Origin of the sequence: Methylophilus sp. 14 (assembly GCF_015354345.1) — a bacterium.
GTDB lineage: Bacteria > Pseudomonadota > Gammaproteobacteria > Burkholderiales > Methylophilaceae > Methylophilus.
Window position 1 is genome coordinate 57427 of sequence record NZ_JADKYS010000008.1, and the last position, 25098, is coordinate 82524.

Sequence of the window (25098 nt, forward strand, 5' to 3'; positions counted from 1 at the left end):
GATAACCCATGCTACAAGCCCTTTCTATCCGAGATTTTGTCATTGTTGATACGCTGGAACTCGAGTTCTCAGCAGGATATACCGCCCTTACCGGTGAAACCGGTGCGGGTAAATCCATCTTGATTGATGCTTTGTCGTTAAGCCTGGGCGCGCGGAATGAGGGTGACGTGACGCGTAAAGATTGCGACAAGGCAGAGATTTCTACTACCTTTGATATTTCAAATAATTTAGCAGCGCGCGAATGGTTACAGGCGCAAGAAATTGACGTTGATGATGCGCTTATTTTACGCCGGGTGATTTATGCCGATGGCCGTAGCCGCGCATTTATCAATGGCGCTTCAGCCACGGTCGGCCAACTGCGCGAAATCGGCGAAACCCTGATTGATATCTATAGCCAGAATGCGCATCACTCTTTGCTTAAAATCGCCACTCAGCGCGAGATCCTGGACGCCTATGCGCAAGCTACACCATTGGCAAAACAAGTAGGCAAGCTATATAAAGACTGGTCGCAATTGCATCAACAGCAATTAGCTTACGAGAAAAATGCCAGCCAGTTTGCTGACGAACTGGCCGTGCTGCGTGATAGTACACGTGAGTTAAAGCAGTTGGGGTTTGTTGCTGAAGAATGGGCGACATTGCAGCAGGAGCATGTGCGGTTAAGCAATGGCGCCAGTTTGCTCAGCGGCATGGAAAGCAGTTTGCAGATGATGAGTGAAGGCGATGAAGTGAATGCGCTGGATTTGTTGTCACAAGCACAAGCCAAGCTGGCCGAGTTGCAAACGATGGATGCCGGCTTGCAACCGATGCTGGAAACACTGGATTCTGCTGTGGTGCAACTGGAGGAAGCCAGCCGTGCGCTGAATCGCTACCTGCAAAAAAGTGAGTTGGACCCGGCGCGTCTGGCAGAGGTCGAGGCGCGCATACAGGCGATTCATGGCGTTGCCCGCAAATTTAGAGTTAAGCCGGATGAGTTGCCAGATTTGTTGGCGGCACAATTGAGCCGCATGGCTGAGCTGGAAGGCTTTGCCGATGATGGTGCCTTGGCAAAACAAGTGCAAGCCGCCTGGCAAAGCTATCAGGCGCAGGCTGCGGCGCTCTCCGCTGCGAGGCAGCAGGCCGCCAATCAATTGGCAAAAACCATTACCGAGCAAATGCAGGCCTTGTCATTAAAAGGTGGCCAGTTTGCGGTTGCTTTAACGCCAGGCGAGCCCGCAGCACATGGGCTGGAGCAGGTCGAATTTTTGGTTGCCGGTCATGCCGGGGTTGAGCCAAGGCCGCTGAATAAAGTCGCTTCTGGCGGCGAATTGTCCCGCATAAGCCTGGCTTTACAGGTGACAACGGCATCATTAGGCACTGTGCCATGCATGATTTTTGATGAAGTGGATGTGGGTATCGGCGGTGGCGTCGCCGAGGTGGTTGGCAAATTATTGAGCCAGTTGGGTCAGCATCGGCAAGTACTGGTGATCACACATTTGGCGCAAGTAGCCGCGCAGGCGCAACAACATTGGCAAGTCAGCAAGTCTGAGCAACAGGGCACCACCTTGAGCCGTATTCGTACGCTGAGCGCAGGTGAACGCATCGAAGAGGTGGCCCGCATGCTGGGTGGTTTGCAAATTACCGAGGCAACCCGCAACCACGCGCGGGAAATGTTGCAGGCTAGTCTGGCCTGATGTATTCAAACACGGTTGTGGCCGTGGTCTCTCATTTAGATGAGCCAGAGCAATCAGATAGCAAAACGGCCTGACATGTCAGGCCGTTTTTATTGCAGTGAGTGATTACCTCGCGTGTTGTTTCAACACATCCCATTGCGCCAGTTTTTGTTCAAACCGTAGTCTTGCATTGGCTGGGCTGGTTGAGGGCAAGGTCACGGTATTCACGGTGCGAGACAGGTGAATATATTTTTTAAAGAGTTGTGCGGCAGCTTGGCCGTTAAAGGCAATCAAGGCGATGTGTGGACATGCTTTCAATAACCCGTTGATATCGTTGGCAATAATGCTATGGCCTTGAATGCTGCTATCCAGGCTGCCTATGCGTTGCGCGGTATGACAGACGTCCCAGATGGCCAGTCCATGGTCGCGTGCAGACGCGCAGCGCACATGGTAAGGCATATGGGCGGGGATATTAAACAACTGTTCGATAATCCGCCAAAAGGCATTTTGCGGGTGTGCGTAGTATTGTTGCTGTTTGAGTGACGCAATGCCGGGCAGTGTGCCTAGAATCAGGATGCGCGCATCAGCATTGGCGACAGGCGCAAATCCTGTGGCGTAGTGTTCTGCTATGGGGGTGATATCAGGCAAGCAAGCGCAGATGGATCAATGTTCGCCAGGGAGCATTGATCCATGAGTGAGGTGGTTATTCAGTGCAAGGTTGTTTTTTGCACAAACCATAAATAGTCAGTGAATGGTCTTGCATGCTGAAACCATATTTTTCGGCGGCTGCTTTTTGTCTTTTTTCAATTTCTTCGTCGTAAAACTCTTCAACGCGACCACATTTGACGCACACAATATGGTCGTGATGGCTGCCTTCGTTCATCTCAAAAACGGCTTTGCCGCTTTCAAAGTGATGGCGCACCAGCAAGCCAGCCTGCTCAAACTGGGTCAATACGCGGTACACCGTCGCCAGGCCCACGTCTTCGCCGTTGGTGATCATGATTTTGTAAATGTCTTCTGCAGACAGGTGGCGTTGTTCGCTATTTTCAAACAGCTCCAGAATTTTCAGACGCGGTAGCGTGGCTTTGAGGCCTGCATTTTTAAGTTCTTTAGGATCATGCATAGGTTTTGTCCATTGGTGTTGTCTGTCGTTAAGTTTTGTCACGCCTTAAGTTGCCTGCCGTACTGGATTGGCGAAACTACGTGGTATATTAATGATTATTCTCAATAATACCGATTATAAAGTGAATCCAATGCGTAATTCTATCTTATTTGTGTTGGCTGTCGCATCACTGGAGAGTGGGTGCGGTGCCAAACTTCCTTCACTTAAGCCGTTCAAGATGGAAGTTCAGCAAGGCAACGTCGTGACCTCCAAAATGCTGTTGCAGTTGCGCCCGGGCATGACGCGATCACAAGTGCGCTACATTATGGGGACCCCGCTCATTGTAGATAGTTTCCGTGATAATCGCTGGGATTATTTTTACGAGTTGCGCAAACAGGGTGCTATTGTTGAAAAGCGTCGCGTGATTCTTGACTTCGATAAGGACAGCCTGGTTTCCGTGCGTGGGGATGTTGTTCCGTCAGCAGAAAATCCTGATGTGAAAACCATTGCAGAGCTGCCACAGAAAAAAGTGGAAGCAGAAAAAGAGCAGGCTTGGACCGATAAGCTGAAGTTCTGGAAAGCCGAAGAAGGTGCTCCGGCTGAAAAAGCAACAGAAGCGACCGCGACCGAGGCGGCCAAAGTGCAAGCAGCTGCCAGCAGTGCGCCTGCGGTTCAAGCGACGGCAGAAAAAACTGTCACAGAAGAAGAAGTTGTACCGCATATTCCTGAAGGGGAGTATCAAGCCAAGGCTGCTGCTGCAAATGATCAAGAAATGGCGGCGAAAATTGCGGATACTGTAGAGCCTCCACCCGTGTTTAAAGAGGCCCCTGTTGCCGCGCCAACGGCAGCTGCGGCGCCCGAACCTGTGTTGCCGCCGCCAGTGAAGGCAGGCGCTGTGGCCGCTAAGAGTGTGGTGGCGCCCGTGGCTGCCGCCGCTACCGTAGCCGCTGCTGCTGCTGTGAAACCTGCTGAGTCCAAACAAGCCCCGGTTGCCAAGTCGACTGCAGTGGCAGCCGTTGAAGATGATGAAGTGATTCCGTATATTCCTGAAGGGGAGTATGTTGCGCCAGTCGTGCCGACCGAGCAGGAAATGGTCAAAGGCAATATGGCTGAAGCCAATGCGCCAGCGACAGACGCCGAAGCGCATCAAGTGACTGAGAAAGGCGTTGCGCCCAAGGCTGATCATGCGGCTGAACCAGCACCGACATTTGTCGCTGAGCAATTGCCAGAGCCTGAACCTGAGCCGGAACTGCCACCACCGCCTCCAGCGAAATCTATCGTGAAGGAAGTGGCGCCTATTGTTCCGCCTGCAGCGACTCTGGCGGCTAAAGCACCGCAAGCAGCGGCCAAAGTTGTTGAGTCTGCACCCGTGGTTGCGCAGGAAGTGCCTGCTGGTGATGGCGAAATCAATCAGGCAGTAGCTGCGTGGGCGCAAGCCTGGCGTAGCAAGGATATTAAAAACTATCTGGCCGCCTACGCGCCTGACTTTGTGCCAGAAGGCTTACCATCCAAAAAAGCCTGGGAAGCGCAACGTAAGCAGCGTTTGTCGGCTGGTCAGGGGACGATCGCGCTGGTATTGAATAATATTCAAGTACAGCGTGAAGGCACGGCTGCGATTGCTACTGTGCATTTTGAGCAGAAGTACGCGGCTAAATCTTACAAGGATGAGCTGACGAAAACCTTGGAAATGCGTTATGACTCCTCACTCAAGCGCTGGTTGATTACGCGTGAGCGTGTCACGCCTTTGGTTGGTGCAGCCGCCGTGTCTGTGGCGGATCTGCCGAAAGTGAGCACCTCTGAGCCAGTGGTCGCAGCGGAAGCATCCGTGGCGCCGACTGCGACAGTAGATAGCGGCATTGAATCAGCGGTGCAGGCATGGGCGCAAGCTTGGCGTAGCAAGAATACCAATGCTTATTTTGCAGCCTATTCTCCTGCTTTTGTGCCAGAGGGTTTGCCTAACCGTGCCGCTTGGGAAGCACAGCGTAAAAAACGCCTGTCCCCGCAGCAGGGTAAAATCAGCCTGGATATCAGCAACCTCAATGTTTCCCGTACAGGAGACGCGGCGGTGGTGACATTCACGCAAAAATACGCCGCAAAATCCTACCGTGACGAGATGTCTAAACGATTGGAGTTGCAATTGGATGCGGCTACCCAGCGTTGGTTGATTGTGCGTGAAACGGCTGCTTCTGGTGCTGAAGCGGCCTCTGGCAGCCAGCAAGTGACTGCACCTGAAGGTAGCGCTGAGCATCTGGACGGTGTATTGGAACAAATCGGGTTTTAACCCATATTAAATAAAGAATGATTGAGCGAGTGATGTTGAAAGTTGTGATTGCAGGTGTGTCTGGCCGGATGGGGCATGCTTTATTAGAGGGTGTTTTTTCTGACAGTGGTTTGCAACTGCATGCTGCATTGGATCGTGCTGAGAGCGCGATGATAGGGCGCGATGCGGGCGAGCAGTTTGGCAAGCAGACCGGTGTCAAAATTACCTCGGATATTGCTGCGGCCTTGCAGGGCGCAGATGTGCTGGTGGATTTCACCCGCCCGGAAGCTAGCATGCAATATTTGCAGGCCTGCCAGCAGGCCAATGTGAAGTTGGTGATTGGCACCACTGGGTTTAGTGAGGCAGAAAAAGCCAGTATTGAAGCAGCCGCCAACAAAGTGGGCGTGGTGTTCGCGCCGAATATGAGTGTGGGTGTGACCTTGTTAATCAACCTGGTTGAACAAGCGGCGCGCGTGCTCAATGAAGGTTACGATATTGAAGTGGTCGAGATGCACCATCGCCACAAAGTAGATGCGCCTTCTGGCACTGCGCTGCGTTTGGGCGAGGCCGCTGCCAAAGGTATTGATAAAGCATTAAAGGATTGCGCGGTGTATGCGCGTGAAGGCGTGACTGGCGAGCGCGAAGCAGGCACGATTGGTTTTGCGACCTTGCGCGGTGGCGATGTAGTTGGCGACCACACTGTGGTGCTGGCGGGAGTGGGTGAGCGCGTAGAGCTGACGCACAAGGCTTCGAGTCGTGCCACGTTTGCCCAGGGTGCATTGCGTGCAGCCAAATTTTTGGCGGATAAGCCACAAGGTTTGTTTGATATGCGTGATGTGCTGGGGTTTGATAAAAGCTGATTTTAAAGGGTTGCCCAGCAACTGCCTGGCTTGAGTCACAAAAGCAAGATTTGCCTGTGACTTGCCCTTGAGCGAGCAGTCGATTTGCGCTATAATGCTTTAATTCTGAACGGGAAGAGTCCAACAAGCTTTTCCCGTTTTGCACATCTATTCACCGCAGCTTGAAACCTCTTTTTGGCGATGCGATGAACCCTCTAAACGATGTGTTTCGTATCAAACTTAAGGAGCTAAAGGTGTCAAAAACAATTCCAGCGATTTTAGTGTTAGCAGATGGAACTGTTTTTAAGGGCATTAGCATTGGCGCTTCCGGTCATACGGTCGGTGAAGTGGTGTTCAATACATCTATCACCGGATATCAGGAAATTCTGACTGATCCATCCTACACCGAACAAATTGTGACACTGACTTATCCGCACATTGGTAACTACGGTACCAACAGTGAAGATGTCGAGTCAGGCAAAGTCTATGCTGCGGGTCTGATTATTCGTGACTTGCCCTTATTGGAAAGCAATTTCCGCAGTGAACAAAATCTCTCCGATTATCTCAATGCCAACAATGTGGTGGCCATTGCCGATATCGATACCCGCAAACTGACCCGTATTCTGCGCGAAAAAGGCGCTCAGGCTGGCTGTATCATGGCTGGCGAGTCTGTCGATGAAGCGCAAGCCCTGGCTTTGGCCAATGGTTTCCCAGGCCTGGCAGGGATGGATCTGGCCAAAGTGGTCAGCTGTACCCAGCCTTACGAGTTTACAGAAGCCGAGTGGCAATTGGGTTCGGGTTTCAGCAAGGCGGCTGAATCTAAGTTCCATGTGGTGGCATTTGACTACGGTGTTAAACGTAACATTCTGCGCATGCTGGTCTCGCGTGGCTGTAAAGTCACTGTGTTGCCAGCGCAGGCCACCGCTGAGCAAGCCTTATCCTACAAGCCTGACGGTATTTTCCTGTCTAACGGCCCTGGCGACCCAGAACCATGCGATTACGCGATTAGCGCGATTAAAACGCTGGTCGATACTGGTATCCCGACCTTTGGTATTTGTCTGGGCCACCAGTTGCTGGCCCTCGCGAGCGGCGCCAAAACATTGAAAATGAAGTTTGGTCACCACGGTGCTAACCATCCGGTACAAGACGTTGAAAGCAAGCGCGTCTATATCACCAGCCAGAACCATGGTTTTGCGGCGGATCCTGCCACCTTGCCAGCCAATGTCAAGGTGACGCATGTGTCCTTGTTCGATGGCAGCCTGCAAGGGATTACACGTACAGACAAGCCAGCTTTCAGTTTCCAGGGTCACCCGGAAGCCAGTCCTGGTCCGCAAGAAATGAGCGTGTTGTTTGACCGCTTTATCCAGTTAATGCAAGAAAGAAAGTCCATCTAATGGCAAAAAGAACTGACATTAAAAGTATTCTGATTATCGGTGCCGGTCCTATTGTCATTGGGCAGGCCTGTGAGTTCGACTATTCTGGTGCGCAAGCCTGTAAGGCTTTGCGTGAAGAAGGTTACCGCGTCATTCTGGTGAACTCCAACCCGGCGACCATCATGACCGACCCGGAAATGGCCGACGCAACCTACATCGAGCCAATCACCTGGCAGATGGTGGAAAAAATCATCGAGAAAGAGCGTCCTGACGCTCTGTTGCCGACCATGGGCGGTCAGACTGCACTGAACTGTGCACTGGACCTGGACAAGCATGGCGTCTTGCAAAAATTCAATGTTGAGCTGATTGGTGCATCCAAAGAGGCGATTGATAAAGCGGAAGACCGCCAGAAATTTAAAGAAGCCATGACCAAAATCGGTCTGGGTTCTGCACGTTCTGCCATCGCGCATAGCCTGGAAGAAGCACTGCAAGTACAGGCAACGATTGGTTACCCTGCCATTATCCGTCCTTCATTCACCATGGGTGGCAGCGGCGGCGGCATTGCGTATAACCGCGAAGAATTTATCGCCATTTGCGAGCGTGGCCTGGACGCTTCACCAACTAACGAATTGCTGATTGAAGAATCACTGCTGGGTTGGAAAGAATACGAGATGGAAGTGGTGCGCGACAAAGCGGACAACTGCATCATCATCTGTTCGATTGAAAACCTGGACCCAATGGGCGTACATACTGGCGACAGTATCACGGTCGCGCCAGCGCAAACCTTGAGCGACAAAGAATACCAGATCATGCGTAACGCCTCCTTGGCAGTGCTGCGTGAAATCGGTGTGGATACTGGCGGCTCTAACGTACAGTTCGCCATCAACCCTGATGATGGCCGCATGATCGTGATTGAGATGAACCCGCGTGTATCGCGTTCATCTGCCCTGGCTTCTAAAGCCACCGGTTTCCCGATTGCCAAAGTGGCTGCCAAACTGGCGGTGGGCTTCACATTAGACGAGTTGCGCAACGAAATTACCGGTGGTCAAACGCCTGCTTCGTTTGAGCCATCCATTGACTACGTGGTGACGAAAGTGCCACGTTTCGCGTTCGAGAAATTCCCGCAGGCCGATAGCCGCCTGACCACTCAGATGAAGTCTGTGGGCGAAGTCATGGCCATGGGCCGTAGCTTCCAGGAATCTTTCCAGAAAGCCTTGCGTGGCCTGGAAGTGGGTGTAGATGGCCTGGATTCTGTGACCGATGACAAAGACCGCATCGTCAAGGAAATGGGCGAGCCAGGTCCTGAGCGGATCTGGTATGTAGCTGATGCCTTCCGTTTGGGCATGAGCGTTGCCGAGATTTTCGACATCACCAAAATCGACCGCTGGTTCCTGGTGCAGATTGAAGAAATCATCAAACTGGAACTGTCGCTGTCGGTGAAATCATTAGCAGACTTGAACAAGGAAACCTTGTTCAGACTGAAGCGTAAAGGCTTCTCTGACCGCCGTTTGGCTAAATTGCTCAACACCGACCAACATGCGGTGCGCGCGTTCCGCCAGGCGCTGAATGTGCGTCCGGTGTACAAGCGCGTGGATACCTGTGCGGCAGAATTCGCTACCAACACGGCATATATGTACTCTACTTATGAAGAAGAGTGCGAATCACGGCCAACCAACAACAAAAAGATCATGGTATTGGGTGGTGGTCCTAACCGCATTGGTCAGGGCATTGAGTTTGACTATTGCTGCGTACACGCGGCCTTCGCCATGCGCGAAGATGGTTACGAAACCATTATGGTGAACTGTAACCCGGAGACCGTTTCTACCGACTACGATACGTCTGATCGTTTGTACTTTGAGCCAGTCACGCTGGAAGATGTCCTTGAAATCGTCAATATCGAAAAACCGGTTGGCGTGATTGTGCAATACGGTGGTCAAACGCCATTGAAACTGGCACGTGACCTGGAAAAAGCTGGTGTGCCTATTATCGGCACTACGCCAGACGCGATTGACCGTGCGGAAGACCGTGAGCGTTTCCAGCAGATGTTGCATAACCTCAATTTGAAACAGCCACCTAACCGTACTGCGCGTGCGCCAGAAGAAGCGATTCGCTTGGCGACTGAAATTGGTTACCCATTAGTGGTGCGTCCTTCTTACGTATTGGGCGGCCGCGCGATGGAAATTGTGCATGAGCAAAGCCAGCTCGAGCGTTATATGCGCGAGGCGGTCAAAGTTTCTAACGAGTCTCCAGTATTACTGGATCGCTTCCTCAATGATGCGATTGAAGTCGACGTTGATGCGTTAAGTGACGGCGAAGATGTGTTGATCGGCGGTATCATGCAGCACGTGGAACAAGCCGGTGTGCACTCTGGTGACTCGGCCTGTTCATTGCCACCTTACAGCCTGAGCGACAGCCTACAGGACGAGTTGCGCAAGCAAACCGTGCAAATGGCCAAAGCGCTGGGCGTCAAAGGCCTGATGAACGTGCAGTTTGCCGTACAGAATACCGAGCAGGGTGAAGTCGTGTATGTGCTGGAAGTAAACCCACGCGCATCACGTACCGTACCGTTCGTGTCTAAAGCCTGTGGCTTGCAACTGGCGAAAATTGCTGCGCGTTGCATGGCAGGCCAGTCACTGAAGTCACAAGGCGTGACCAAGGAAGTCGTGCCGCCTTACTACTCAGTCAAAGAAGCCGTGTTCCCGTTCATCAAGTTCCCAGGCGTGGATACCATCCTGGGACCTGAAATGAAATCTACCGGTGAAGTGATGGGCGTAGGCACCACCTTTGCGGAAGCCTTTGTTAAATCGCAACTGGGCGCTTCCGTGAAAATGCCTACTGGCGGCAGAGCCTTTATCAGTGTGCGCAACGAAGACCATGCCAAAGTCATCGACATTGCCAAAGATCTGGTCAAGCTGGGCTTTACCCTGGTGGCGACAAAAGGCACGGCGCGTGCGTTGTCAGAACAAGGCCTAGACGTGTCACCGGTGAACAAAGTGGCTGAAGGCAGACCACACATTGTAGATATGATCAAGAACGATGAGATCAGCTTGATTGTCAATGTGACTGAGGATAAGAAAGCCATTACTGATTCTTATGAGATCCGTCGCAGCGCTCTGCAAAACAAGGTCACTTACTACACGACCCTGGCTGGCGCACGTGCGGCTTGTATCGGCATGGCACAAAGCAAGGACATGAATGTCTATTCTGTGCAAGACTTGCACAAACGCCTTGCTTAACTTAAACTTGGCTTAATTGATATTTGAAATAAGCCACGCTCATTCGGGTGTGGTTTATTTTTTTTATACTCATTTTTTGAAGGTATTTCGACATGGCAGTACATCAGATTCCTGTGACCGTGATTGGTGCAGAATTGCTCAAAGAAGAATTGCAACGTTTGCGTGCGGTAGATCGCCCTAATATTATTCAGGCGATTGCTGAGGCACGTGCACAAGGTGACTTGTCCGAAAATGCTGAATACGAATCTGCCAAAGAGCGTCAGAGCTTTATTGAAGGCCGTATCTCCGAGTTGGAAGGCAAACTGTCCAATTTGCAGATTATTGACCCAACCATGTTGAACGCGGAAGGCCGCGTGGTGTTTGGTGCGACGGTGCGTTTTGAAGACCTGGATTCAGGCGATGCCAAAACCTACCAGATCGTTGGCGAAGACGAAGCCGACATCAAAAATGGCAAGATTTCAGTCAGCTCGCCCATTGCGCGTGGCCTGATTGGCAAGTCCGAAGGTGAAGTGGTTGAAGTGCAATCACCAGGTGGCGTAAAAGAGTACGAAATTATTGAAGTGCTCTATATTTAAGCTTACGTGGATTTAGGAGTGCATGGCTATGGCCAAACAAGCAGGACTGACTGGTTGGATTAGCCCGCTGTTACTCACAGCATGGGTAGGTGCATTATGGATGACGGCCATCACGGCCAGTGTCTTGTTTCAGACCATCCCTGATCGCCAGTTGGCTGGCCTGGTGGCTGGAAAATTGTTCACCATCGTCAGTTATATTGGCTTGGTCAGTGGTGTATGGTTGCTGGTGCAGCGTTTGGCCAATGATGGGTTTTCCGCATTCAAGCAAGGCTTGTTCTGGGTGGTATTCTTGATGTGGGTACTGGTGCTGATCGGTGAGTTCGGCATACAGCCACTGTTGGCCCAATTAAAAGCCAGTGCCTTACCAAATGATGTGATGCAGAGTGTGTTTGCCAGCCGGTTTAAAACCTGGCATGGTATTGCCAGCATTGCTTACCTGGTCGAGTGTCTGCTAGGTGTCTGGCTGGTGATTAAATCCAGCTAGGCACAAATAAAAAAACGCGCTTTCAGTAGCGCGTTTTTTATTGTGTATTTTAGTGTTACAGCTTTGGAATCACGATTTTGGCAGAAGCCTTAACCGTTTCGCTGGCGCGGTAAAACACCAATTGTTTGCCAATATGGTGCACGGCAATCGCGCTGGTTTTATCCGCGATGTCAGTCAGCAATGATTTACGTAGTTCACGATCATCACCGGCCACTTGTACTTTAATCAGTTCGTGGGCATTGAGGCTGACATCAATTTCTTTTAACACGGCGTCGGTGAGGCCATTGTTGCCTATCATGACAACCGGGTTTAAATTGTGCGCCAGGCCACGTAAATAAGCGATTTGTTTGCTGTTTAATTGCATGCAAAAATTTCCTTGAAAACAATCAGTATTTTAGCATGAAGCAGGAATTCCCCCTATGAAACCCTCTAAAACCAGCAAAGCCTGGATGCAGGAACACTTGAACGACGAGTTCGTGAAACGTGCGCAAAAAGAAGGCTACCGCGCACGCGCTGCGTATAAGTTGCTGGAGATTGACGACAAAGACAAACTGATCAAGCCAGGTATGACGGTGGTTGACCTTGGGTCTACACCCGGCAGTTGGTCACAGGTGGCGGTGCAACGCATTAAAGGACAAGGGCGGGTGATTGCGCTGGATATTCTGGACATGCACCCGATCCCCGGCGTGGAGTTTATTTGCGGCGACTTTAGGGAAGAGGTGGTACTCAAGCAACTGGAAGCCTCGCTCAATGGCAAACCGGTGGATCTGGTGATTGCCGATATGGCGCCGAATATGAGTGGATTAAAAGATGTTGATCAGGCGGGCGCCACCTACCTCACCGAGCTGGCACTGGATTTTTGTCAGCAATGGCTGAAACCGGGCGGCAATTTCCTGGTCAAAGTATTTATTGGCAGCGGGTTTGACGAAATTGTGAAGCAAATGCGCGGCCAGTTTGAAAAAGTGGTGACACGTAAACCTAAAGCTTCGCGTGATCGCAGCAGTGAAGTGTATTTGCTGGGATTGCAACGTAAAGCTTGAATTGCAATGCTTTTTTGCGTTTAGTTTCGTCGCACAAGCAAAAAATTGGGTATACAATGCCATTAAAGGCTTGAAAAGTTTGGTTTTGCCTCCATTGTTCCAGATAGGGACTTCCCTGCCTTTCGATTTTAAATTAAGGAACCACCTTGAATAATCTATTGAAAAATATCGCGATTTGGGTAGCGATCGCCTTGTTGCTGATGACGGTATTTAATCAATTTAACGGCACCGGCAGAAGTAGTGGTCAAGTGGTTTACTCACAATTTATGCAAGAGGTCAGAGATGGCCGCGTTGCAAAAGTCCAGATTGATGGCCGCTCATTACATGTGACGACCAATGAAGGTAAAAACTACGATACCTTCACGCCTTCTGATCCATGGCTGGTGTCCGACCTGCTCAAAAACAATGTGATTGTTGAAGCCAAACCAGAAGAGCATGAATCCATGCTCATGAGCATCTTCGTTTCCTGGTTCCCAATGATTCTGCTGATCGGCGTCTGGATTTTCTTTATGCGCCAGATGCAAGGTGGCGGCAAGGGTGGTGGCCCGTTCTCATTTGGCAAGAGCAAGGCGCGTCAATTAGATGAATCCAATAACAGCACGACGTTTGCTGATGTGGCCGGTTGCGATGAAGCCAAAGAAGAAGTGGCTGAGCTGGTTGAATTCCTCAAAGACCCAAGCAAGTTCCAGAAACTGGGTGGCCGTATTCCACGTGGCGTATTAATGGTAGGCCCGCCAGGGACCGGTAAAACGTTGCTGGCTCGCGCGATTGCGGGTGAGGCTAAAGTACCGTTCTTTAGTATTTCAGGCTCCGACTTTGTGGAAATGTTTGTCGGTGTCGGTGCTGCGCGTGTGCGTGACATGTTTGAAACCGCCAAAAAGAACTCCCCTTGTATCGTCTTTATTGACGAGATCGACGCCGTTGGCCGCCATCGTGGTGCTGGCACGGGTGGTGGTAACGATGAGCGCGAACAAACCCTGAACCAGATGCTGGTTGAGATGGATGGTTTTGAAGCCAACTCCGGCGTGATTGTAATTGCTGCGACCAACCGTGCCGATGTGCTGGATAAAGCCTTGTTGCGTCCTGGCCGCTTTGACCGTCAGGTGATGGTGGGCTTGCCAGACATCAAAGGCCGCGAACAGATTCTGAATGTGCATATGCGTAAAGTGCCGATTGATCCGGACGTAAAAGCGGACATCCTTGCCCGGGGCACACCTGGTTTCAGCGGTGCGGACTTGGCTAATTTGGTGAACGAGGCTGCTTTGTTTGCTGCGCGTCGTAATAAGCGCACTGTCGATATGCAGGACTTTGAAGATGCTAAAGACAAAATCTTCATGGGCCCTGAGCGCAAGTCTATGGTGATGCGTGAAGAAGAGCGCTTGAACACGGCTTATCATGAATCTGGTCATGCGGTGGTGGCTAAGTTGTTGCCAAAAGCCGACCCAGTGCACAAAGTGACGATTATGCCGCGTGGCTGGGCGTTGGGCCTGACCTGGCAGTTGCCTGAGCACGACCGTATCAGCAACTACAAAGACAAGATGCTGGAAGATATTTCTATCCTGTTCGGTGGCCGTATTGCCGAAGAGATTTTCATGAATCAAATGTCTACCGGCGCCTCGAACGACTTCGAGCGTGCCACGAAAATGGCCCGTGATATGGTGACCAAGTTCGGTATGTCTGATACGCTGGGCACCATGGTATATGCCGGTAGCGAGCAGGACTCATGGATGGGCAGCATGTCATCACGTACGGTGTCTGAAGCGACCCAGCAAAAGGTGGATGCTGAAATCCGCCGCATTCTGGACGAACAATATGGCATTGCACGCAAATTGCTTGAAGATAACCGTGACAAAGTCGAAGCCATGACCAAAGCGCTGATGGAGTTTGAAACCATTGATGCCGATCAGGTGAATGACATTATGGCTGGTTTGCCTGTGCGTGCGCCCAAGCCGAAAAATGGCCCAACCGTCAGTTCCGGTGGCAGTGGGTCAGGCACCATGGTGAACCCAACGCCACAACCGACGGCTAAAGGGGATGACACTGAAAGTAATAATCCCTAACATTGATTAACCGGGTATTTTGCAACCGGGCTTTCGGTTAAAATAACAAGGCTGGCATTTGCCAGCCTTTATTTTTTGGACAATCAATCATACATGCAACTTCACTGTGGCCGTTTTCGCCTCGATTTGGATACGCCCAAGGTCATGGGGATTATCAATGTCACGCCAGATTCTTTCTCGGATGGCGGTCAGTTTAACCAGGTCGATTTCGCAGTTGCCCATGCTTTGGCACTGATAGAGCAGGGCGCTGCCGTACTGGATATTGGTGGTGAATCGACGCGGCCGAATGCGGTGCCGGTGCCACTGGCCGAAGAGCTGCAACGCGTGATCCCGGTGATTGAAGCATTGGTTGCGCGCGATATTCCAGTGCCGATTTCAATCGATACTTACAAACCAGAAGTGATGCGGGCGGCCATTGCTGCGGGTGCCAGCATCGTCAATGACGTGCGTGGCTTGCAGGAGCCTGGTGCCTTAGAGGCCGTAGTTAACAGTGATGCAGGTGTGTGTGTCATGCATATGCAGGGCACACCACAAACCATGCAACTGGAGCCGCACTATGATGATGTGGTGGCTGAGGTAAAACAGTTTTTGCGTATGCAGCGTGATGCTTGTCTGGCGGCTGGCATTGCGCACGAGCGCATCATGCTAGACCCAGGCTTTGGTTTTGGTAAAACCCGTGCGCACAATATTGCCTTGGCCAAAGCCTTGCCCCAGTTACTAGAACTCAATTGTCCCTTACTGGTCGGACTATCACGTAAATCCGTCTTGGGGCAAATGACCGGTAATGATGTCGATGCCCGTTTGCATGCCAGTGTGGCTGCGGCGGTGATTAGTGCCATGCAGGGCGCGCGTTTATTACGCGTGCATGATGTCAAGGCGACCGTGGAAGCACTCAAGGTGGTTGCCGCGTTGCAATAAACCAATAGATAAAAGAATAAGCAAGAGAAGGATAAGAGCGATGAGTAAACAGTATTTTGGCACCGATGGTATTCGTGGTCGTGTGGGTGAATCCGTGATTACGCCCGAGTTTGTGATGAAACTGGGCTATGCTGCTGGCCGCGTACTGGCGAGCCACGAGCATTTGCCCGCAGGCAAGCGCCCAACAGTGCTCATTGGTAAAGATACGCGTATTTCCGGCTATATGCTGGAAGCTTCGCTGGAAGCCGGGTTGTCAGCCGCTGGTGTCGATGTGTTACTCACTGGCCCGATGCCAACCCCTGCGGTCGCTTATTTGACCCGAGCCTTGCGTGCGCAGGCCGGCATTGTGATTTCAGCTTCGCATAACCCGTATTACGACAATGGCATCAAGTTCTTCTCTGCCCAGGGTACCAAGCTGCCAGATGACATTGAGCATGCGATTGAAGCTGAACTGGCTAAACCCATGCAGGTGATGGAGTCGGCTCAATTGGGCAAGGCCAAGCGCGTGGATGATGCCGCTGGCCGCTATGTGGAATTCTGTAAAAGTACCTTCCCTAACCATCTCGACTTGCGTGGCCTGAAAGTCGTGCTCGATTGTGCGCATGGTGCGACTTACCACGTCGCACCACCGGTGTTCCATGAACTGGGCGCAGAGGTGATTGCGATTGGTAACCAGCCGGATGGCCTCAATATTAATGAAGGCGTGGGTTCCACACATCCGCAGGCGCTGCAAAAAGCGGTGGTTGAGCATCAGGCGGATCTCGGTATTGCTTTTGACGGCGATGGCGACCGTGTGATGATGGTGGATGGTGCAGGCAACCTGCTTGACGGCGACCAGTTGCTGTATATCATCGCCATGGGCTTGTATGCCAAAGGTAAGCTCAAAGGGGGCGTCGCCGGTACCTTGATGACCAATCTGGCCCTGGAACATGCCTTGCAAAAACATCAGATTCCATTTGGCCGGGCCAAAGTAGGCGACCGCTATGTGCTGGAATTATTGCAGGATAAAAACTGGAAACTGGGCGGTGAAAATTCCGGGCATATTCTCACGCTGGATAAACATACCAGTGGCGATGCCATTATTGCGGCCTTGCAAGTGCTGCAATCCGTACGCGAAAGCGGTAAAACGCTACAGCAACTAGGCGCAGATTTAACCTTGTACCCACAAGTGCTGATTAATGTCACCACCAAACAAAAGCTGGATTTAAACCAGGATGCCGTGCAAACTGCCGTCAAGCAGGCGGAATCCACCCTCAATGGTGAAGGCCGCGTATTGCTGCGTGCCTCTGGCACTGAGCCAAAAATCCGCGTCATGGTCGAAGGCTTGAACCAGGGCCTGGTGCAATCACAGGCAGAGCAACTCGCCGAGGTCATCCGCCAACTGGCTGCTTAATTTTTCGGAGAAATGCATGGACACCTTTAGTCACGCTTTATGGGGGTATGGCCTGTTTGGCTTTCGCAAATACCCTAAATTTGCTGCGCTCATGGGCGCCATGCCTGACCTGATTTCTTTTGGTGCCTTGCTGTTACTGCGCGTGATCGAAGGCAATTACAGCTTAGGTAAACCAGCGCTGGCGACCTTACCCAGCTGGATTTACCCGGCTTACACCGTTGGTCACAGCTTTGTGATTGCCTTTGCCGTGATCGGCCTCATCGCCATTTGGCGCAAAGATATTGCCTTTGCCATGCTGGCCTGGCCGTTTCATATCACGCTGGATTTCCCGTTCCATAGTTTGCAATATTTTGCCACGCCTATGTTCTGGCCGATTTCAGATTTTAGAGTCGATGGTATTCCCTGGTCACATTGGTATATCTGGTGGCCGAATGTGGCTGGGATTATCATTTTGCTGGCTTACCGTTACCGGCAAAAACGGCAAGTTCAGCGGTAATAAAAAACGAGCATTGAGAAGCGGGCAGGGTGCCCGCTTTTTTATTAAGCCGCCAATTCCTCTGGCGATAGACCTTGATACACCGTGAGATGTGGGAACGGAATTTCAATCTGTTGTGCATCGAATGCGTTTTTAATGCGTTTTAAATATTCACGCTTGATGGTCCATTGTTCCAAAGGTCGTACCTTCATGCGGCAGCGAATAATCACTGCAGATTCTGCCAGATTGTCGACCCCGGCAATATCCAGCTTATCCAGTACTTTGTCCTGCAATTGCGTATCTTGCATAATGCTGGCGCCCACCTCGTGCATGATCTGCATGACTTTGGCGATGTTTTCATCATAGCCGACACGGATATCCATCACCGCATAGGCAAAGTCGCGTGAGCGGTTGGTGACGGTGGTAATCTGGCCATTCGGCACATAATGCACATTGCCTTCATAATCGCGCATCTTGATATAACGCAGCGTAATTTCTTCCACCAACCCAGCCTTATCGGCAATCTCAACCACATCATCCTTGCGGATCTGGTTCTCAAGCAGTAAAAAGAAACCATTAAAGTAATCCTTGACCAGACTTTGCGCCCCAAAGCCAACCGCCACACCGACAACCCCCGCAGCGGCCAAGACTGGCGCGATAGATATGCCCAGTTCATGCAGAATTTCTACCACCGTGATTGCTAAAATGACCGTGGTGACAATGTAGCGCAGCACCATGCTCAAGGTATTCATGCGCTTGATTTCTTCTATATTTGAATCAGCATGGCCGATGAGGTGGTCTCGCAAACGCGTGATGAGTTTTTTGGACAATCTATTCAAAAAATAGGCGACCCCGACAATCAGAAAAATTCTGAGTAAGGTTTTGACCAGCACAAACGCTTCGCTGGTATTTTCCATGTCAATGTATGAGAGCCAAGACATAAGATTAAGTATCCTTTCTTATTTAAATTGATAACCAATATGCAGTGAGTTTGGGGATCACGATGCCCGCTGCGGTGAGCGGGATCGACTGGCCACTGCACAGGTCTGTGACCATGGTTTGTTTAAGCCAGCCTTTTTGTTGAAACGCCTGTGTCGGAATGCAATGGGCCTGTACGTCAAAATTGGCAATCACGAGTACCCTGGCATGCATGCCGGTGGCAACTTCACGGCTAAAGGCGATGACGTGAGGATTGTCCAAAGCAATCAAAGCGCGGTTGTTCAAGTCGGCAAAGGCCGAAATCTCTTTACGCACAGCAATTAACTGTTTAATCGCGCTGAATATGCGCTGCTCCACCGTGCCTTTTTGTTGTCGTTTGTCCATCTTTGCCCAGTCAAGTGTTGGCCGGTGCACCCAGCGATTGTCATTCATTTTAGAGGAGTCGATCAGGTAGGCATCATCATTGAGCGTGCCGACTGCGTCGCCGTAATACAGCAAAGGCATGCCGCCAAAGGCCATCATAAAGTTATGCAGCAGGCTAATGGTGGCGATGGCATCGTCAATGGCTGACACGTCTTGCTTGGCCAGCGCGGTTTCCAAACCGGCCAGCGACGCCAGTGCACCAGAAATCCTGGCATCACCGGTTTTTTTATTAACGCCAAAGGCGAATCCTTTGGCATTTGAGTCTTCATAGTGGCCAGTGTAATAGTCAACCAGAAAGCGTCGGTGCGACACTGGGTCAAAACCGGCGGCAATAATAGATTCATCACTGAATCCGAGCCCGATGTCATCATGACAGCGAACGTAGTTGAGCCAGGTCGCCCGGTCTAGTTTTTCAGGCAGGCCTTCAATGCCTTTATACAGTAATTGGGTTTGTTTGGTGGCAACGGCATCCCAAAGCAAAGCCATCAGCGTCGCGTTGTAGGCGATTTCACACTCTTTAGCGTTCACGGCATCCTCGCCGAAATATTTGATAATTTCGGTAGGTGAAACAATCGCTTCTGCGATAAATAACACGCTGGGCGCGACAACCTGGCAACAGTCTTTGAGTAATTGCAGAATCAGATGTGCTTCACGTTCGTTTTGGCAGCTGCTGCCCATCTTTTTCCACAGAAAAGCGACGGCATCCAGTCGCAGGATATCCACGCCTTTATTTGCCCAAAACAGAATCACATCGAGTATTTCGATCAATACCGCTGGGTTGCTGTAATTGAGATCCCACTGATAATGGTTGAATACCGTCATCACCCATTTCTGCGTTTCTGCATTGAAGGTAAAGCTCCCCGGTGCCTGTTCAGGGAACACTTCTGGCATGGTGCTTTCATAGATGTCCGGCAATGTGCGATCATCGAACATATAGTAGTAGTCCTGATAAGTCGCATTGCCCTGTTTGGCTTTGATTGCCCAGGCATGCTCGTCAGAGGTATGGTTGACTACCACATCCAGTGCCAGCAACATCTCGCGTTGCTGCATCAGGTGAATCAATTGATCCAGGTCTTGCTCAGTGCCATAGCGCGGATCAATTTTCTTGTAATCGCGCACGGCGTAGCCGCCATCGTTATTGGTTTCCGGGCAATCACAGATCGGCATAATATGCACCATGTTGATCCCGAGTTCTTGCAGGTAAGCCAGCTTTGTTTGCATGTGAGACAGTGTTCCGGCAAAGCCTTCACAATACAAAGCCATGCCTACCCATTTCTGGTGCATAAACCATGCATGATCCTGCTCACGCGCCAGGTCCTGTGCCTTGAGCGCAGCTGAACGTTGCCCATAGCGTTCAGCCAAAACGGCGACCAGATGCGCAAGCTGTGGTTTGAAGTCTGGCCGGTGACCATAAAGATGGTGAAACAGGGAGTAAATCGCATAAAAGTTAGCCCCCAGGCGGGTGTAAAAAAATTGCCATTGTTTGTCCTGTTTGCTGGTCGACAGCTGTCGTAATGTGTCATTCAGGATGGCGTGCGATATCTGTTCGTACATACTTCATTCCCGTCAATATGAGATTAGGCCATTGCGGTTTCGGCAGGGCTGGGCACCGCTTTTCCAAATTGATAGTGCGCCATGCCCTCAAGAATGCCAAACGCATAGCCAGCCTGGGCAAAATAGATGTTATGCTGGCCTTTCAACTCAGCAAGCTCATGGCTGTGATTGCCAACCACCACGGCCATTGTGTCGCCTGAAAGCATTTCGCTGTCATTGCCTGAATCGCCCGCCACTAAAAAGCGGTTTAATGGCAGCCCCCATTTATAGGCCAGGTAACGAATTGCATGTCCTTTAGAGGCGCGGATAGGCAGAATGTCCAGAAACTCATCATGTGAATAAATCACTTGTGCGTGTAAATGCGCACGGTGCAAGTGCTGTTTGATGGCATCCACCCCAGGCATGACGTCTGGCGTCGCCAGGTAAGAGATTTTAAACTCCCGCTGATTTTCGGCAGACTGCAAGACTAGCCCTGGAATAGCTTCAAGTGCACGCAGCACGTCATCGCGCCGCCATAGATGGCGAATATGGTTGGCCCAGCCAATATCAGGGGTTTGACGCGCACCATAATGAATTTCTGAGCCGACCGAAGTAATGAGTACATCTGGAATCGGAATACGGTTTTTGCGTAAAATATCCATCGCACTTTCCAGCGGCCTGCCCGTAGCCACGCCAAAAACAGCGCCGCCAGCATTGTCTTTTAACCAATCCACCAAGCGCAGTTGGCCTTCGCGATGTCCCAGCAGGGTGTTATCAATGTCAGTGATAAAAGCATAGTCCGCCATCGGCATGGTTGAAACGCCACGGTGCAGCGCAATCCTTTGCTTGCGCAGATTTTTGCGATGTTTACGTTGCAAGTGTCTGACTTCTTTGAGGTATTTAGTGACATGCCCCGCCCAGGTGTAGTGACGTTTGATATTCAGTAATCCGTTGCGTGCCCATTGTTGCCAGCGTTTTTTATCACTCAACGCACTGAGCAAGCTTTCTGCAATCGCTTCACTATCCAGCGTATCGGTTAGCAGGCCATTGTGGCAGTTCGACAGAATGTCACGTGGACCGCCGTCGTCTGGGGCGATGATAGGCAGGCCACTGGCCGCCGCTTCAAGCAGTGTTAAGCCGAATGGTTCTGTAAAGGCGGCATTGATAAAGATGCCGTGGCTTTTGGCCGCCAGACGGTAAAGCTCAGGAATATCTTCTTGCGGAAAATGTTTGGGAATCGCGACTTTGCCCCATAAATCATAGCGATCAATATCCAGCAATAATTCGTTTAACACCGCTTGCTGGGCTTTGTCGAGTTGGCGAATATCTTCGCGGCTACCGGCAACCAGCACTAAATTGGCGCGCTTTTGCAATTCGGCATCACTGCCATAGGCCTGAAGCAGCCCTTTAATATTCTTGCGCACTTCAGGTCTGCAGATACATAAAATCATCGGCTTTTTCGGCTGCGCCAAAAAGCGTGAGATGCGTTGTTCAACGCTGGGGGCAATCGGCCGTCTACCGGCGGGCGAGAAGCGCTTGGTATTGGTGCCAGGCGGAATCACACGAAAGCGAGTGCCATCCACATGCGCGTACATCCCATATTGCAACTCAACCTCTTGCCTGGTGCTAGTCACAATCAGCGCCGCATCGCGCAGCAAGGCTTCTTCTTCAGCCACGCGGCGGTCAAAGTTAAATTGCTTTTCAATAGCAGACGGCTTTCTACCGCTGGAAAGCAGCCGTTCGCGTTTGGGCAAGCCCAGCGAGTGGCCGGTGTGGATCAGCGGAATCCCCAGCAACATGGATAACTGTCGGCCAACGTAGCCCGCATCGGCATAGTGCGAATGAATCACATCAGGCAACCGACGCTGCTGACGCAAGTAATGTAGGCATTTATCCACCATTTGGTCTAAATGCGGCCACAAGCTCTCTTTACGCAAGTAGCGTCTGGGGCCGCACGGTAAACGGATAATGCGGGCTTGATCACTCAAGCGCTCTTCGCTCTGCCCATACTCGGCCGAGACATGACTATCCTCGATTAAACGCGTCAATAAATCGACCCGACCTACCTGCGCATGGTTGGCAAGTGCGCGCGTCAGTTCAAGCACATAAGTACATTGACCGCCGGTATCTGCATCGATTCCGAGTTCAAGGTCTTCACCGCGGATCAGGCCGTGAACGCTGATTAACAAGACATATAGTTGTTCAGATGGTTGATTTGTTTTTAAACGCATGACGCCTCCACTCAATCATAGGCGCGGTAATACAATCGCAAAAAAAGCGTCGGCCAGTATTGCCACCACAAGCCATGAATTGACATGCATAGAGAACAGACTCTGTTCTCAGCGGAAAGAAAGATGCTATTGCATCAACGTTTTTTTGAAGCAGACATAGGCAGAAAATCAAGCCTACGATGTCATTTTTAATTTGTATACATTATATTGACATCAATTTAAAAAAGAAAGTTTCAATCTTTTTGAATACACACAGGCAATAAAAAACCCTGTGTTGCGCACAGGGTTGTTTGATGCAGGCGAATGTCACTCAACAGGGCTGGCCGGTGGCAAAGAAAACACCGCCGGCAATATGGTGAATCGTGCGCAAATCGTCCTGCCCGTCAAAATGCCAGCGGCCCCCAGAAAACATGCGCTCATCGGCGTGCGCAGCTACCACTTCGGCAATAAATAGGTCGTACGTGTTCAGATTGTGTGGTTCTGGGATGATTTTGCACTCCAGCCAGCCAACACAGCCTTTCACTAATGGCGCACTGATTGCCTGTGCCGCAAACGTGTCAATGCCATAGTCGGCAAACTTGTCCGTACCAGCCAAATCGCGGCCACTGATGCTGCCGACCTGTTTCACCATCTCAATCTGCTGCACGCAAGGCAGGTTTATCGCAAATGTGCCTTCGGCTTCTATCAGTTCGCGGGTGTAGGTTTTGCTGTCGATCACTACCGTGACTTTGGCGGGATTAAAGTCTAAAGCGCAGACCCAGGCCGCGGCCATGATGTTGCGCTTGCCAGCGTGAGCGGATGTAATGACTGTGGTTGGGCCATGGTTCAGTAACCGATATGAATTTTTTAATTCAAGATTCATTTAGTGCTTTTGTAATTAATTATTTTTTAGATGTTCTGCAGCAGCTTTAAAAGTTTGTGCGGCTATCAATAAATTTCTTTTCTTCATTGTCCTAGGATGTTTATTTGCTTCAGTAGTAAAAAATCGTGCGACCTTTATCAGCCAGTCTGCTTCATCTTTTAACTCCTGATTGAAATCTACGAATCCATATCTATTCTTTAGTAAACTTTCAATATTCCATTTATTTCTTTGAGATAAAGTAATGAATTTGGTAGCAAACGCTCGAGGGTCGATGTAAGTTAGGATTGGAATTTTGTAATAAAGATTATCTTTATCATTGTTGAATTGAAGATGCTGGCAGAATTTAAAATTATCACTGCTCATCAGGTCCAGTAAATGACTAGCAACTTGTGGATAGTCATCAATCACAGCTTGGTTAGTTTTTGCTATTAAGTACTCGTATATTTCTTTGAATTCGGAGGAGTCTCTTTCTTGATACCCTAAGTTATGGGAGGACTCATGAGCAAAGTAAGTTTTAAAGTTATCAGCTTGAACAGCTAACAGATTGTTTTTCTTCAAGTGGTCAATATATTTCTTCCCAATTTTAAGTATCTCGACCCTTGATTTTTGATATATCTTGCATTCAGACAAAAATAATAGATTGCCAATAATATGTAAAAAAACTTCAACTTCATGATGTTTAAATGATACAAATTCATCGTGAACAACTTCAAGATAAGTCTTTATTTCCTCATCATTAAGTTCATAGGCATACCAAAGCTTTTTCCAGGTTGGAGTATCTTCCGTAAAGAAATACTTACTATTTTCAACTTCAGATATTAGTTTTTCCGTATCGAAAATACCTTTTTCAAAGATTTGTTCCCATAGTTCATGACTCAATACAAGGTCATGCAAAGAAAAGTCAGAATATTTTTTTGTAATTATTGAGATTGGTTGTTCTAGATCGTCATTTTCTTCGCCCTTCATAAAAGAAACCCAATCACTCATAGTTAGTTCTTTTAATTGAGCAGGTTTTAAATGGCCGCTTTTTATTTCAAAACTAAATATCAAATAGTTTTTCAATAACACTTCAGTTAAATCATTATGGTTTTTTAAGTTTTCAGGAAGAGCGTTTATTAATCTCAAGTAGTCATCAAGAGCTTGTTTTATATGCCTCAAGTTCTGATAGCCAGATTGGTTATATATTCTTATGATGTCAGGGGTTAATCTTTCAAATAATTCTTTTTGATTATCGGAATATTTATTAATAAAGGCTTTTAGAGCAACCTCTATTTCTGGTGCAAGTTCGAAGGTTTTACCAATTAATTTTTCCTTAGCTCTCAAATAAGAGTTGTTATCTTTGTTAATTTGTTCGTGATTTATGATTTCATCTTCATTCGCAATCAGGATAACTTTATGCCCACCATGCTCAACGAGATGATTTATATAGCCTAATAACTTGAGAATGTTAATATTACTTCGTTCTAAATCATCGAAAATAATTACAAAATCCTCTAGGTTTGTTAAGTAATCCGGCAAGTTAATGTCTGGTATGGTGGGAGATATGGTTCCATCGTCTTTATCATCATTATTAAAATCGATTTTTAAAGCACCTGAATCGCCCCGGCTGCATTAGATACTTTTTAGCCTCATAATTGAGGTTAACAGGAGTATTAAATGAGCAATAAAAGATTCACTGAGGAATTCAAACAAGAAGCGGTCAGATT

20 protein-coding genes are annotated in these 25098 nt (G+C 49.8%); 12 read left to right on the forward strand and 8 right to left on the reverse strand.

Annotated elements, in window-relative coordinates; genetic code table 11:
• The first annotated feature begins 8 nt into the window (after positions 1-8).
• Positions 9-1670: a DNA repair protein RecN gene (recN, locus tag INP78_RS13865; protein ID WP_194742792.1), complete on the forward strand. Its 1662-nt coding sequence runs from the start codon at positions 9-11 to the stop codon at positions 1668-1670.
• Positions 1671-1775: 105 nt separating this feature from the next.
• On the opposite strand, the gene INP78_RS13870 is transcribed toward recN, so the two are convergent.
• Positions 1776-2297, reverse strand: a complete 522-nt coding sequence (locus INP78_RS13870; protein ID WP_194742793.1) for a DNA-deoxyinosine glycosylase — start codon at positions 2295-2297, stop codon at positions 1776-1778.
• 55 nt (positions 2298-2352) lie between these two features.
• Entirely contained in the window at positions 2353-2772 is a 420-nt protein-coding gene (gene fur, locus INP78_RS13875) for a ferric iron uptake transcriptional regulator (RefSeq protein ID WP_194742794.1), read from the reverse strand.
• Between the two features lie 217 nt (positions 2773-2989).
• On the opposite strand from fur, the gene bamE reads away from it, so the two are divergent.
• From bamE to INP78_RS13905, 6 genes are all read left to right on the forward strand, one after another.
• Positions 2990-5032: an outer membrane protein assembly factor BamE gene (gene bamE, locus INP78_RS13880; RefSeq protein ID WP_228522912.1), complete on the forward strand. Its 2043-nt coding sequence runs from the start codon at positions 2990-2992 to the stop codon at positions 5030-5032.
• 32 nt (positions 5033-5064) lie between these two features.
• On the forward strand, positions 5065-5871 hold the full coding sequence (gene dapB / locus INP78_RS13885) for a 4-hydroxy-tetrahydrodipicolinate reductase (protein WP_194742796.1): 807 nt from the start codon (positions 5065-5067) through the stop codon (positions 5869-5871).
• A gap of 233 nt (positions 5872-6104) precedes the next feature.
• A complete protein-coding gene (gene carA, locus INP78_RS13890; protein ID WP_194742797.1) occupies positions 6105-7244 on the forward strand; it encodes a glutamine-hydrolyzing carbamoyl-phosphate synthase small subunit in 1140 nt (379 codons plus the stop codon).
• Positions 7244-10459, forward strand: a complete 3216-nt coding sequence (gene carB, locus INP78_RS13895) for a carbamoyl-phosphate synthase large subunit (protein ID WP_194742798.1) — start codon at positions 7244-7246, stop codon at positions 10457-10459. The genes carA and carB overlap by 1 nt, the downstream gene beginning before the upstream one ends.
• 92 nt (positions 10460-10551) lie before the next feature.
• Positions 10552-11034: a transcription elongation factor GreA gene (gene greA, locus INP78_RS13900; protein ID WP_194742799.1), complete on the forward strand. Its 483-nt coding sequence runs from the start codon at positions 10552-10554 to the stop codon at positions 11032-11034.
• 28 nt (positions 11035-11062) lie between these two features.
• Positions 11063-11518 (forward strand): DUF4149 domain-containing protein, encoded by a 456-nt coding sequence (locus INP78_RS13905; RefSeq protein ID WP_194742800.1) that lies wholly within the window; start codon positions 11063-11065, stop codon positions 11516-11518.
• Between the two features lie 55 nt (positions 11519-11573).
• On the opposite strand, the gene yhbY is transcribed toward INP78_RS13905, so the two are convergent.
• On the reverse strand, positions 11574-11882 hold the full coding sequence (yhbY, locus tag INP78_RS13910) for a ribosome assembly RNA-binding protein YhbY (RefSeq protein WP_194742801.1): 309 nt from the start codon (positions 11880-11882) through the stop codon (positions 11574-11576).
• A gap of 55 nt (positions 11883-11937) precedes the next feature.
• Here yhbY and rlmE point away from each other — a divergent pair, with 55 nt between their 5' ends.
• The 5 genes from rlmE (at position 11938) to INP78_RS13935 (ending at position 17425) form a co-directional block, all read left to right on the forward strand.
• Positions 11938-12558, forward strand: coding sequence for a 23S rRNA (uridine(2552)-2'-O)-methyltransferase RlmE (gene rlmE, locus INP78_RS13915; RefSeq protein ID WP_194742802.1), 621 nt, complete (start codon positions 11938-11940; stop codon positions 12556-12558).
• Between the two features lie 146 nt (positions 12559-12704).
• A complete protein-coding gene (gene ftsH / locus INP78_RS13920; protein ID WP_194742803.1) occupies positions 12705-14618 on the forward strand; it encodes an ATP-dependent zinc metalloprotease FtsH in 1914 nt (637 codons plus the stop codon).
• Positions 14619-14711: 93 nt separating this feature from the next.
• Positions 14712-15536 carry a dihydropteroate synthase gene (folP, locus tag INP78_RS13925; RefSeq protein ID WP_194742804.1) on the forward strand — a complete coding sequence of 275 codons (825 nt, stop codon included), beginning with the start codon at positions 14712-14714 and terminating at the stop codon, positions 15534-15536.
• 40 nt (positions 15537-15576) lie between these two features.
• Positions 15577-16929: a phosphoglucosamine mutase gene (gene glmM, locus INP78_RS13930; protein ID WP_194742805.1), complete on the forward strand. Its 1353-nt coding sequence runs from the start codon at positions 15577-15579 to the stop codon at positions 16927-16929.
• A 16-nt stretch (positions 16930-16945) separates the two neighbouring features.
• Positions 16946-17425 (forward strand): hypothetical protein, encoded by a 480-nt coding sequence (locus tag INP78_RS13935; protein ID WP_194742806.1) that lies wholly within the window; start codon positions 16946-16948, stop codon positions 17423-17425.
• 44 nt (positions 17426-17469) lie between these two features.
• Here the strand turns inward: INP78_RS13935 and INP78_RS13940 are convergent, their stop codons facing one another.
• From INP78_RS13940 to INP78_RS13960, 5 genes are all read right to left on the reverse strand, one after another.
• Positions 17470-18345 (reverse strand): mechanosensitive ion channel family protein, encoded by an 876-nt coding sequence (locus tag INP78_RS13940; protein WP_194742807.1) that lies wholly within the window; start codon positions 18343-18345, stop codon positions 17470-17472.
• Between the two features lie 22 nt (positions 18346-18367).
• Positions 18368-20320 (reverse strand): alpha-amylase family protein, encoded by a 1953-nt coding sequence (locus tag INP78_RS13945; RefSeq protein WP_194742808.1) that lies wholly within the window; start codon positions 20318-20320, stop codon positions 18368-18370.
• 23 nt (positions 20321-20343) lie between these two features.
• Positions 20344-22530, reverse strand: a complete 2187-nt coding sequence (locus INP78_RS13950) for an HAD-IIB family hydrolase (RefSeq protein WP_194742809.1) — start codon at positions 22528-22530, stop codon at positions 20344-20346.
• Positions 22531-22840: 310 nt separating this feature from the next.
• On the reverse strand, positions 22841-23392 hold the full coding sequence (locus INP78_RS13955) for a flavin reductase family protein (protein ID WP_194742810.1): 552 nt from the start codon (positions 23390-23392) through the stop codon (positions 22841-22843).
• Between the two features lie 15 nt (positions 23393-23407).
• Positions 23408-24910 carry a P-loop NTPase fold protein gene (locus INP78_RS13960; RefSeq protein ID WP_194742811.1) on the reverse strand — a complete coding sequence of 501 codons (1503 nt, stop codon included), beginning with the start codon at positions 24908-24910 and terminating at the stop codon, positions 23408-23410.
• Positions 24911-25098: the final 188 nt, after the last annotated feature.